The organism is Bradyrhizobium lablabi (genome assembly GCF_001440475.1).
Taxonomy (GTDB): domain Bacteria; phylum Pseudomonadota; class Alphaproteobacteria; order Rhizobiales; family Xanthobacteraceae; genus Bradyrhizobium; species Bradyrhizobium lablabi.
Genome location: NZ_LLYB01000046.1, coordinates 269670 through 279548 on the forward strand (window position 1 = coordinate 269670; position 9879 = coordinate 279548).

The 9879-nt window shown below is 61.1% G+C and carries 12 protein-coding genes and 1 pseudogene; 5 read left to right on the forward strand and 8 right to left on the reverse strand.

All coding sequences use genetic code 11. The features are described from left to right. Together CQ14_RS44445 and CQ14_RS44450 are read right to left on the reverse strand one after the other, a co-directional pair. On the reverse strand, window positions 1-594 hold a 594-nt coding region (locus tag CQ14_RS44445), incomplete at its 3' end, for a porin (protein WP_283807201.1). Window positions 595-671: 77 nt separating this feature from the next. After that, window positions 672-1175 (reverse strand): annotated as a pseudogene (locus CQ14_RS44450) (porin); the annotation flags it as partial. 385 nt (window positions 1176-1560) lie between these two features. On the opposite strand from CQ14_RS44450, the gene CQ14_RS06925 reads away from it, so the two are divergent. Beyond that, complete coding sequence (locus CQ14_RS06925) at window positions 1561-2100, forward strand: MarR family winged helix-turn-helix transcriptional regulator (protein ID WP_082649737.1); 540 nt, start codon at window positions 1561-1563, stop codon at window positions 2098-2100. A gap of 162 nt (window positions 2101-2262) precedes the next feature. Here the strand turns inward: CQ14_RS06925 and CQ14_RS06930 are convergent, their stop codons facing one another. Then, the gene (locus tag CQ14_RS06930; RefSeq protein WP_245320234.1) at window positions 2263-3384 is read right to left on the reverse strand and encodes an alpha/beta hydrolase family protein; all 1122 of its coding nucleotides are present in this window, start codon (window positions 3382-3384) and stop codon (window positions 2263-2265) included. A gap of 305 nt (window positions 3385-3689) precedes the next feature. On the opposite strand from CQ14_RS06930, the gene CQ14_RS06935 reads away from it, so the two are divergent. The 3 genes from CQ14_RS06935 (at window position 3690) to CQ14_RS06945 (ending at window position 5272) form a co-directional block, all read left to right on the forward strand. Continuing rightward, a complete protein-coding gene (locus CQ14_RS06935) occupies window positions 3690-3908 on the forward strand; it encodes a hypothetical protein (RefSeq protein WP_245320225.1) in 219 nt (72 codons plus the stop codon). 199 nt (window positions 3909-4107) lie between these two features. Further along, on the forward strand, window positions 4108-4578 hold the full coding sequence (locus CQ14_RS06940; protein WP_063800309.1) for a hypothetical protein: 471 nt from the start codon (window positions 4108-4110) through the stop codon (window positions 4576-4578). 439 nt (window positions 4579-5017) lie between these two features. Then, window positions 5018-5272, forward strand: coding sequence for a hypothetical protein (locus tag CQ14_RS06945; RefSeq protein WP_057857168.1), 255 nt, complete (start codon window positions 5018-5020; stop codon window positions 5270-5272). 85 nt (window positions 5273-5357) lie between these two features. Here CQ14_RS06945 and CQ14_RS48090 read toward each other — a convergent pair whose 3' ends face one another. From CQ14_RS48090 to CQ14_RS06970, 5 genes are all read right to left on the reverse strand, one after another. Beyond that, window positions 5358-5597: a hypothetical protein gene (locus tag CQ14_RS48090; RefSeq protein WP_057857169.1), complete on the reverse strand. Its 240-nt coding sequence runs from the start codon at window positions 5595-5597 to the stop codon at window positions 5358-5360. 178 nt (window positions 5598-5775) lie between these two features. After that, window positions 5776-6489 (reverse strand): outer membrane protein, encoded by a 714-nt coding sequence (locus CQ14_RS06955; RefSeq protein ID WP_057857170.1) that lies wholly within the window; start codon window positions 6487-6489, stop codon window positions 5776-5778. A gap of 300 nt (window positions 6490-6789) precedes the next feature. Next, window positions 6790-7845 (reverse strand): alpha/beta fold hydrolase, encoded by a 1056-nt coding sequence (locus tag CQ14_RS06960; protein WP_057857171.1) that lies wholly within the window; start codon window positions 7843-7845, stop codon window positions 6790-6792. Between the two features lie 197 nt (window positions 7846-8042). Beyond that, a complete protein-coding gene (locus CQ14_RS06965) occupies window positions 8043-8465 on the reverse strand; it encodes a hypothetical protein (protein ID WP_156434725.1) in 423 nt (140 codons plus the stop codon). 207 nt (window positions 8466-8672) lie between these two features. Further along, entirely contained in the window at window positions 8673-8975 is a 303-nt protein-coding gene (locus tag CQ14_RS06970; protein WP_057857172.1) for a His-rich protein BRANT, read from the reverse strand. Between the two features lie 308 nt (window positions 8976-9283). On the opposite strand from CQ14_RS06970, the gene CQ14_RS06975 reads away from it, so the two are divergent. Further along, on the forward strand, window positions 9284-9817 hold the full coding sequence (locus CQ14_RS06975) for a tetratricopeptide repeat protein (protein WP_057857173.1): 534 nt from the start codon (window positions 9284-9286) through the stop codon (window positions 9815-9817). Window positions 9818-9879: the final 62 nt, after the last annotated feature.

The following is a 9879-nucleotide window of genomic DNA, read 5'->3' on the forward strand; positions in this document are numbered from 1 at the left end:
CGAGGTCAGGATGATGCCGCCCGTGCCGGCAGCGCCGGGCAGGTAGAGGCCGTCAGCCGAGTTGCCAAGGCCAACGCTCTGGTAGCCGCCGGCAACGCCGGTGCTGCCAAACATCGCGAAGTTCGGCGTCGCGCCGCTGGTCGAGATCACGGCCTTGGTGGCACCCTTGGCGTAGGTGGCGTCGATCTTGATGTCGTCGCCCGCGCCGGTCGGGAGGTTCTTGATCTGCAAGGCAGCCGTCACCGCACCGCCCCACTTGTCATCGGGGTGACCGGAGATTTCCGACAGGGCGGTCGCAGAGCCACCGGCACCGAGGGTGTTGTAGGTGGCGCTCACGAGGTGGGCCATACCTGAAATCTGGAACAGACCCCAAGCCTGGTCGACGCGGATGTTACCGACGATGTCGGGAGCATGCACGCCGCTGTAGGCGTTGGTGCCGGTGCCGCTGGCATTGATGCCGTTGGCAATGTTCCAGACCGCGGTGCGGTTGAACACGGTCGGATCATCGAGACCGATGGTGGCCGACACGCCGTTGCCGAACTGAGCGGTGTACTGGATGTTGTTGACGCCGGTGACGTAGTCCGGGCCGCCCATCAGGTACGAGTTGTTGTTGCCCGGATAGCCGTTCCAAGGCGTCGCGTAGGCCGAAGNCCGACTTACCGAAGGTGAANGCCAGCGAACTGGATGAACACCATTTCAACGCCGACGTAGCCGCCGCCTGCCGTGGAGAGCAGCGCGTTGTTGAGGGTCTGGCCGGTCTGCTGAGGAGTAGCAGGGTTGCCCGGGTTGGTCGTTCCGAAGTTCTGGAACTGGAAGTCGGCCTGACCGAAGGTACGGACAACGCCATATTCGGTGGCAGTGCGGGTATCAACCGTCAGCGCCATACGGGAACGTGAAAGGAAGTAATCGCGGTAGCGATTGCCCTGGCCGCCGTCGCCGTTATAGAACGGGCCGCCGTAGACGCCGCCGTTGAACGTGGTGTCAACGCGCAGATAACCGCCCAGCTTGATGCAGGTGTCGGTGCCCGGGATGTAGAAGAATCCCGCGCCGTACAGGGAGCAGATCCTCACGTACTCGACCGCTTTGGCCTTGACCGGAAGATCCGCCGCCTGTGCCCCGCTCATGGCGATCAGACCCGCCGCTGAGCCGAGAACAAGGCTCTTGATCATATTCATGTTAAACCTCCAAGTTGCTCTCTGCAGAACGAGGGCGGACCTCTGATAATCCCCCAGAGGACGGCCCGCCCTCGTTCATGAAAACCGCTCAGTCGCTTCGCGCCTTCGGACACACCCGCATGAACGCGAGGGACTTAAGCGAACCACCAAAACGGAACGATCGAGGACCCCCCTGACCGTCTTCAGAACTATGCATGCGCAACTTACTTAATCAAAATACTTTATGAACTCAGCTATATCGATACCACACGACTGTGTCGCCAGCGCCACACAGCCCCAAAGGCCAATTTCCCTCCAAAAAGGCGCAGGTAGCCTCCCCAATTGGATGAATTTGTTATGAAATCAGCTAAGCTGCGTCGCGCAGACCTTGGGACGGGACACGGCCATGAGACAGGACCCACGCAAGGCATCGGACTCGTTGAACCGCGCCAAACGCGGAGAATCGAATGAGATCGGCGGGAAGAATCACGACATCGCCCGGCAGTTCGCCTGGGAAATCGCCGCCATCAACGTGCACCTTCAGGAGATTCGCTATTTCTGGGCAAAAGCCCTCGGCATCAGCGGGCCGCAATGGATGATCCTGATGGCCCTGGCCGATCTGGATCAGGGAGGGGGCGTACCTGTGAAGGTGGTGTCAAAGATGCTCCACGTTGACCCGTCCTTTGTAACGACCCAGTCGAAGATGCTCGAGAAGAAGGGCTTCATGCGCCGGAAGGCATCGGAGGACGATGCCAGGGTCGTGCAGATGTCCCTGACCGACAAGACCTACAAACATATCGCAAGCCTGGCTTCTCAGCAGGAGGAGCTCAACAACTTCATCTTTGCGGAATTCAGCGACCGTGAGCTCAGCGAGTTTACCAGCAAGCTGTCGGCACTGAAGGACCGTCTCGAGAAGGCCAGCCTGAGGGTTGCGATAGGCATATGAATGGTTGCCGCCCGGCTAACGCGTGATGACTTTTCTTGGAATCGTCATCCCGTTTTATCTTCTTGGCTTAGGATGAATTCCGCGCAAAACGCGTTCGCGTTTGTCGCGAGGAGAACCGCTACACACTTTGCGCTACGCGGCCCTGCGGGTCCGGATCAAGCTCTAGTTCGTTACCAACTTGAGGCGATCGGCCATCCAGTCGAAAATGAACTCGTTGGCGAGCGTGGGATTGTCGCTATGCCCTTGCGCGGAGGCCGTTTCGGAGCCCTCGAAGATTTTTAGTGAAATGTCGGGCTGATCGACCTTCAACCGTTCGAACAGATGAGTCGCGCGGTCGCTTTCGAGCCAGCCCTCTGCGCCCAAGGTAATCAGAACCGGGCAGCGGAATTTTCGCCTGGGCCAGCCGCCGTCAGTTCCTGCATTCCCGGGGGAGCCCGACGGAAGACGGCCCATCAAAAAAGCCCGCTCCTGCATATCCCAAATTCCGCCGTCGCAAACCGCCGCGGCGAAACGATCGTCGAGAGCGACGCCACGCGCCACGAAGGAAGATCCCGCCCCGTCGCCGAGAATTCCTATCCGGTGTTCGTCGACATCATCCCTCGTCGTGAGGTAGTCCATGACGTGGCTGATCGACGTTTCCAGGTCGGCGCGGCCGACGACGTCTTCGAATCTGGTGCTCGCGTCCGAGCCAAACAGGTCCACCGCCAGCAGCGACATTCCCCGCTCGCGAGCGTAGCGCGCGACCTTGAAGAGATATTCCTCCTTCCGATGCCCGGGGTCGCCCATGCATATGACGACAGGCCCGCGGCCAGAAGTAGCCGCCGGCAAAAAATAGCCTTCCAACGCGTGACCTTCCAGCCAGGGAATCTCCACGACCTCGCCGGCAGGCGTCAAATGCGAGATGTAGCGGCGGGCACAGGCTCGCATGGCCTCGATTGCGCCCTGCTGCTTATTGTCGGCAATATCGAATGCGAACGCTGACACCTGATAGTAATTGAGGGCGCGGAGCCAGTTGCTTTGTGCGGTCAGTATATGACCCCGCTCCAGGGAAGCGTCGGCGCGCGCATTGTTGGCTTCCGCCACCCTCGTCCATTCCCGATACCAGGACTCGCCGCCGTCGCTTGGATCGATTCGGCTGGCAGCAAGGAAGCATTCGGATATCAAAGAGCCGCCTTCCTGAGCCATGCCGAGCAGCTTCACGAATTCGATCGAGAACTCTTCGTGGTCAGGCCACTGAATCCAGCCTCCCGCACCAAAATGATCTTTCATATCAGTAACAAACATCTGCACGGGATGGCCCAGCCTGCCAGATTATGCAGTTGTATAAATGCAACCATCATATGTATGCAAGCATACATATGGATAGAGGTGTCAGCCGACGCTTCGGCCGGGCAATTTTGTTGGGCAACTCGTATCGGGACCAGGCTCGCAACCGGTAAAGCTCGCGAGCTACCCGCTCGTTAAAAGTGCAATTGCAACATGGCTCTCGTATCGCGCCCTGCACTGTTCCGTGCACGGCTGACGCGCCGGGAACCAAGGCCCGCTTGTTATGTTTTCCTCGCATGAGAATTCGCGAAGAAGACTGCAACATGGTTCTGCTGGCTGCTGTCACATTGGTCAGCGTGGCGGTCGCCGGCGGCGTGATGCTGCTTGGGTTGGACGAGAAGCCGGTCCGGCTCGCCGATCGAGCCACCCGCGTCGATCAGGCTCCCGCGGCCGACAAGCGAATCATCTATGTCAGCGATCAACCGCCGGTCCGCGTGATCGGCGCGCCCTTCGTCCCGAACACAAATCCGCGCGAACGCTAGCGCCGGCTTCAACCGGCGCGCTCTTGCAGGAGTGACATCTTCGTCACTCAGCGCGACGCGCATGTGCACGCCAGCGCACCGAACTGTCACCGTTTTGTCACCTTGCGCGCAAAAGCAAAGGTGTTATCCACCGTTACCTCCGCGGCCGCTTGATTCCACAAAAGCCGTTTGATGGAGTGGCTTGGGCCGAGGTGTTTCCATGAAATGGATGAAGGAACGCGATCTCCTGATCGCGCAGACGATGGCGTTTGTGCAATCGGTAACCGGCAAGCTGCCGGAGGCCGAGAAGACGATCGCGGCGCCAGTTGCCCTGCCCGCGGTCGAGCCATTCGAATCAGCCCGCGTGGCCGCGCCATTGCCCGACATGTCATTGCCGGACATGCCGTTGCCTGTCATGCCGTTACCCGACATCAAGACCGTGTTGGTGGAGACGACGCCCGCCGCCCGCGCGCCAGTGGACATGCCGAGGGAGCTATCAAGGCCCGCCCCTCTTCCGCGTCTCGACCTGCGAGACGATTTCCGAGACGATTTCCAGGCCGAGATCAGGGCGCGGGTCGCGAATTTCCGCGCGCATCAGGAGCGGTTCAACCGCGAGCGGGAGGCCTATTGCAGCGCGACCATGGCCAAGGTGCACGCCACGCTCCGGGAAGGCGAGCCATCGGCGAAATAGACGTTAGAGCGTGATCTTGCCGGAAAACCGGTATCCACTTTTCCGGATCATGCTCTAAGACGCCGAACCGCACGCCCCGATATCCGCGCGATGTTCAGAGCCAAGCATAGACCAGCGCCATGTTGGCCGCACAGGCGACCAGCAGGCAGACGGTCAGCGTGAGCTGGACACGCTGGCAGGAGGTCTGGAGGCTCGTTCTCATGGCCGGAACCATCCGGCGATTCTGGCCGGGGAGTCTCGGGGATTCTTTTTTCGGGGATTTACGGCTCGTTAAAGACTCAGAGACTCCACGAAAATGGGCCGAAACGAGCCAATTTGCTCCCGAAACAGTCTGTGGAATGGCGGCATGGCAGCCAAGATTCTGGCAGCCAAGATCCTGGCAGCCAAGCCTGAAACCCGGACCTCGTTTCCGCGTTGACCGTTTTTACCGGAGCCGACAATGCCCTACGCGCTGTTCTCAAACGATGCCAAGCTGAGCAAGGCCTATCCCACCGCGGCCGATGTCTGGAAGATTGCCCAGAAGAGCGGCCTCGTGGTCGATGTCATCTCCGAGCAGGACAACGCCGGCCCCCGTCCGGTGCTGGACCATGATTACGAGATCAAGCCGTGCCAGCTCGAGCCGTATGAAGACCCCGCCCGCAACAAGGCCGACGCCGAGCGCGACGCGCAGACGGAATTGCAGTTGGCGTCGTAGGGAGACGCAGGCCGCCGGGCGAGCGATCGGCCTCGGCCTGTCAGTCCCGTTGGCCGGGACGACAGCCGAGGCGGAAAATCGGATTTTATGGCGTCGCCGAGACCAGCGATGCCTGCTCCGCAGACAGGGGCACACAGGCCTTGCGCCGCTGCAGACCCCTGATCGCACCGGTCACCTTGCGCACCTTGCCGGCCCCGCACGAGGGATCCTGCACAAAGGCGATTTCATAGGGAGCAAGGATAAGCGGTTCGGATTTCAGGACGGTTTGGGCAAGGCACGGAAACGCCGCTGCAGAAATGATCAGCCCTAACGCAAAAGCACGCATGTTCGTTGTCCCACCAGCCGGCGGAACCATAATATCGGATCGTGACGAAAAGTTGCATGCAGCGCAAAATTTTTTCGCGTGCGCCAAAAACAATCGACACGCGCTCGCCGCGTCATTTGCCAAAACAAAAAGGCCGGCGTGAAGCCGGCCTTTGCGCATGTCGAGACTAAGGTCGCTATCAATATCTGGAAGCGGCAGGGCCACCCCAACCGAACCGGTAGTTCACGCCGACCTTGGCGGTGTGCTCGTCGTCGCGGAAGCTGCGGCCGGTGATGTCGGCGGGGCCTGAGGTGAAGGTCGTGCTGCCGAAGTTGTAGTACTGGTATTCGGCCTTGGCCGACCAGTTCGGGGCGAACATGTATTCGAGGCCGCCGCCGACCGTATAGCCGTCCTTGCGGTTGCCGCTGGTGGTGAAGCCTGCCGGCACGCCGGCTACCGACACCCCGAGATTGTTGCCGTCACGCCAGCCGTAACCGCCCTTGGCGTAGAGCAGCGCCGGGCCCCACGTGTAGCCGATCCGGCCGGTCACCGAGCCGAGCTGGTCGGTGTTGGAGGTCACGATCGTGCCGCCCGGAAACACCGTGCCATTATTATTGCCGTTGGACAGCCAGCTATACTGGGCTTCGGCGCCCAGCACCCAGTTCGGCGCGAACTGATAGTCGAAGCCGCCCTGCACGCCGCCAAGGAAGCGGGCATCGCTGCCCTGCAGGGAGTTGTTACCCGCGAAGGCGCCGCCTGCATGGCCGCCGATATAGAATCCGGTCCAGTTATAGACCACCTGCGGCGCGGTATAGGCCGGCGCCTTGGTGTAGGGGCGCGGCGGCATGTCGGCCGCAAGGGCTGGAGCCGCCATGGCGGCCAGCGCGGCAACGCCGAGCAGTATCTTCTTCATCGACTATCCCCGTTACAGACGTTGCGGATACCAATCCAAACAACGTGACCTCATTTAGGTTGCTTTGCGGCATCGGCCTGCGACCCGACGGCGCGCCGCTGTGACGGCAGAGCAACAAAGCCTTCCAGTTCCCTCGCATGTAAGGATTTTTTCGAGGTTAACCGGGGGATTTCCTACTTAGGTGATGTCCGGGATCAATAAGACAAGGTTCAAGCATCGCCGAAAAGTGATCGAAATTCGTTCACGGTTCCGTCCCGGGAACACCGCCGGTGCCAGGTGGCCGCCGGCGGTTATCTTCCCTCACCCTCGGTAGCCGGCCACCTCGATGACGGCATCGGCAAAGGCCTGCGGGGCTTCCTGCGGCAGGTTATGCCCGATCCCGCCGGTGAGCAGCCGGTGGACATATTTGCCGGAAAACTTCTTGGCGTAGACGCCAGGGTCCGGATGGGGCGCGCCGTTGGCATCACCTTCGAGGGTGACCGTCGGGACCGAGATGACCGGAAATTCGGCCAGCCGCTTTTCCAGTTCGTCGTATTTGGCCTCGCCCGGGGCGAGACCGAGCCGCCAGCGGTAATTGTGGATCACGATGGCGACGTGATCCGGGTTGTCGAAGGACGCGGCGCTCCGCTCGAACGTGGCGTCATCGAAATTCCACTTCGGCGAGGCGAGCTGCCAGATCAGCCTGGAAAACTCACGACGGTATTTCTCGTAGCCGAGCCGGCCGCGCTCGGTCGCAAAATAGTACTGGTACCACCATTGCAGTTCGGCCGCCGGCGGCAGCGGCTTGGCGTTGGCCTGCTGGCTGCCGATCAGATAGCCGCTCACCGAAACCAGCGCCTTGACGCGCTCTGGCCAGATCGCGGCAACGATGTCCGCGGTCCGGGCACCCCAGTCGAAGCCGGCCACCACCGCTTTCTCGATCTTGAGCGCGTCCATCAGCGCGATCACATCATTGGCGAGCGCGCCCTGCTGGCCGTTGCGCGGCGTATCGGCCGAGAGGAAGCGCGTCGTGCCATAGCCGCGCAGATGCGGCACGATCACCCGGAAACCCGCTCCTGCCAGCACCGGGGCCACATCGACGAACGCATGGATGTCGTAGGGCCAGCCGTGCAGCAGGATGACGACAGGCCCATTGGTGGGCCCCGCTTCGGCGTAACCGACACTGAGAACGCCGGCATCGATCTGCTTCAGCGCGGCAAAGGAGGTGTGGGCGCCCGGTTTGACCGCCCCCGCGCCGGATTTGGCGTCGCCAGACTGCGCGAACAGGCTGCCACTCAGGGCGAACGGTGCAGCGGCAAGGGTTACGGCGGCGGCGCCAAGGAAGCGGCGGCGGTCAGGCGTGACGGGCTGGGACATGGGGTCTTGCTCCTTCTATATCTTATACGATTAGATCGGATACGATATAAATAACCTGCCCACTTCGTGTCAATCATTGCGGTCTAACGGGCACGGCACACACCATCACACTCTCGTGTGGGCGGGAGGCGTGGATGAATCGGCAGTACAGATCCGGCCGGCGCAAGTTCTGCGCTTTCGACGCAGCCCAAGTAAGTCTAGCGCGTCATTTTTTCCAGTTCCGCGAATGGCGCGTAGGCCGCCCCCGCACAGGGCTCGGCAGCGTTTTCGATAATGCGGTCGAGACGCCCATCGACAAAGAGGATGGCCCGTTCGCGCGGCTCGCGGTAGCCGCCCTCGGTTTCGCGGGCGCTAAACCTGACGCAGGCAACGTAGCGCTGCCGTCCGCCGATGACACGCTCGACCGGGTCGGCCATGGCGGCGTCGCGCACACCGACGGGATTGTTGAGATAGGTCTTCAGAAACGCCAGCACTTCGGCGCGGTAATTCCTGGGAAATGGCTGGTTGGAGATACCGCGATCCTCGGTAAACGTAATCGGCTTGCCCTCGTCGCTGGCCGCGCAGGCCGAAAGCGCGATCGGCAACAACATCATCGCCGCAATTTTGACTGAACGCGCCAAGCGAACTCTTCCCCTGCCCGATCGCCGTCTCTTAGACCGATCGGCGGCGGAATGGAATTCGCAACTCGATTATCCCCTCACACAGCTCTCGAAAAGTTGAGCGTGCGCCAGCCCACGGCCATTGGCGAAGCAAATGGCGCGTGGGCTGGCCTGACATTCGCAGGCGCGGGGGGCAATGGGGGCGAAACGCGCGCCGGCGAATCAGATTCAGCTACGCTTCGCGGAAGGCGTCACGTGCTTGACCGCAACGTGCGGCTTCGCATGCGACTTCAGCGCGTGGTGGCGATGATGCCGATAATGCTTGTGATGGCGGCCCATCTTGGCATTGGCGTTCAGCGCCTTCGATTTGCCCTGCTCCGTCTTGATGACAGGCGTCTGCGCGCTCTTGTTCACCGGAGCTTGAACGGTCTTGTTCGCTGGTGCCTGCGCGGTCTTGGCCGGCGTACCGGCAAGTGCAGGCGCGGCGAGAACGGAAACGGCAACGAGCGCTGCGGAAATGGTCTTGAGCATGGTTATCTCCTTTTCCTTCTCCTTGAGGATCCGCGGGCATTCCGGTCAAACGGCCGGGCTCGCCGATCATGCAAGCGACGCTAGCGGCCGCGCACTGAACCCCTCCTGAATCGAGCTTTTGGACTCCGTTCATCTGAATGACGCTCCGTTCATCTGAATGACATCTTCGTCATGTCCGTTGACGACGGGCCGCCGATGAAAATTGGCGGAATCGCGGTGAAAGGCACCCGGGAATGTTCTCGACCGCCAGGTGTTCACATCAACGGGCTTCGGTGTAGGATCGCCGGGCCGGCCATCAGGAGAAGTGCATGAATAAGTTAGCGATCAGGCTTTTGACTCTCGCAATGTTGTCGCTCACGCTTGCGGCAGCCCCTGTCGTTACCGTCGTTTACGCTGCGCCCGACAACGATCCACCGCCGCCGCCGAAGAAGAAGAAATCCAGCGAGGCCCGTCCCGGCAGCGAACAGACCGCTTTTGCCGACGGCTATCGCGCCGCCTACGCCACGATCTATGAGCGCCATGATTATGCTGCGGCGATTGCGCAATTGAAGGCGCTCGGCCACGATGACTCGGCCGCCGTCGCCAATCTGATCGGCTATTCCTATCGTCAGCTCGGCGACTACAAGGTCTCGCAGATCTGGTATGAGCGCGCGCTGAAGGCCGATCCGAACCACGTCAAGACCTGGCAATATTATGGCCTCTGGCAAGTCGAACAGGGCAACCGCGATCAGGCACAATTTCACCTGAACAAGATCGCTCAGCTCACCGGCACCTCGAGCGAGGAATATCGCTCGCTCGCCGCCGCGCTGGAAAAGGCGCCGGGCACGGGGTTGGTTTACTGAGGCCGCCTTCTCCCGTCATTGCGAGGAGCTCGCGACAAAATTGCAAAGCAATTTTGCGCTGA

Bases quoted from the DNA above. Each gene is read 5' to 3' on its own strand.
- CQ14_RS06925 (WP_082649737.1), top strand. From the start codon at position 1,561: ATGAGACAGGACCCACGCAAGGCATCGGACTCGTTGAACCGCGCCAAA.
- CQ14_RS06930 (WP_245320234.1), bottom strand. From the start codon at position 3,384: ATGTTTGTTACTGATATGAAAGATCATTTTGGTGCGGGAGGCTGGATT.
- CQ14_RS06935 (WP_245320225.1), top strand. From the start codon at position 3,690: ATGGTTCTGCTGGCTGCTGTCACATTGGTCAGCGTGGCGGTCGCCGGC.
- CQ14_RS06940 (WP_063800309.1), top strand. From the start codon at position 4,108: ATGAAATGGATGAAGGAACGCGATCTCCTGATCGCGCAGACGATGGCG.
- CQ14_RS06945 (WP_057857168.1), top strand. From the start codon at position 5,018: ATGCCCTACGCGCTGTTCTCAAACGATGCCAAGCTGAGCAAGGCCTAT.
- CQ14_RS48090 (WP_057857169.1), bottom strand. From the start codon at position 5,597: ATGCGTGCTTTTGCGTTAGGGCTGATCATTTCTGCAGCGGCGTTTCCG.
- CQ14_RS06955 (WP_057857170.1), bottom strand. From the start codon at position 6,489: ATGAAGAAGATACTGCTCGGCGTTGCCGCGCTGGCCGCCATGGCGGCT.
- CQ14_RS06960 (WP_057857171.1), bottom strand. From the start codon at position 7,845: ATGTCCCAGCCCGTCACGCCTGACCGCCGCCGCTTCCTTGGCGCCGCC.
- CQ14_RS06970 (WP_057857172.1), bottom strand. From the start codon at position 8,975: ATGCTCAAGACCATTTCCGCAGCGCTCGTTGCCGTTTCCGTTCTCGCC.
- CQ14_RS06975 (WP_057857173.1), top strand. From the start codon at position 9,284: ATGAATAAGTTAGCGATCAGGCTTTTGACTCTCGCAATGTTGTCGCTC.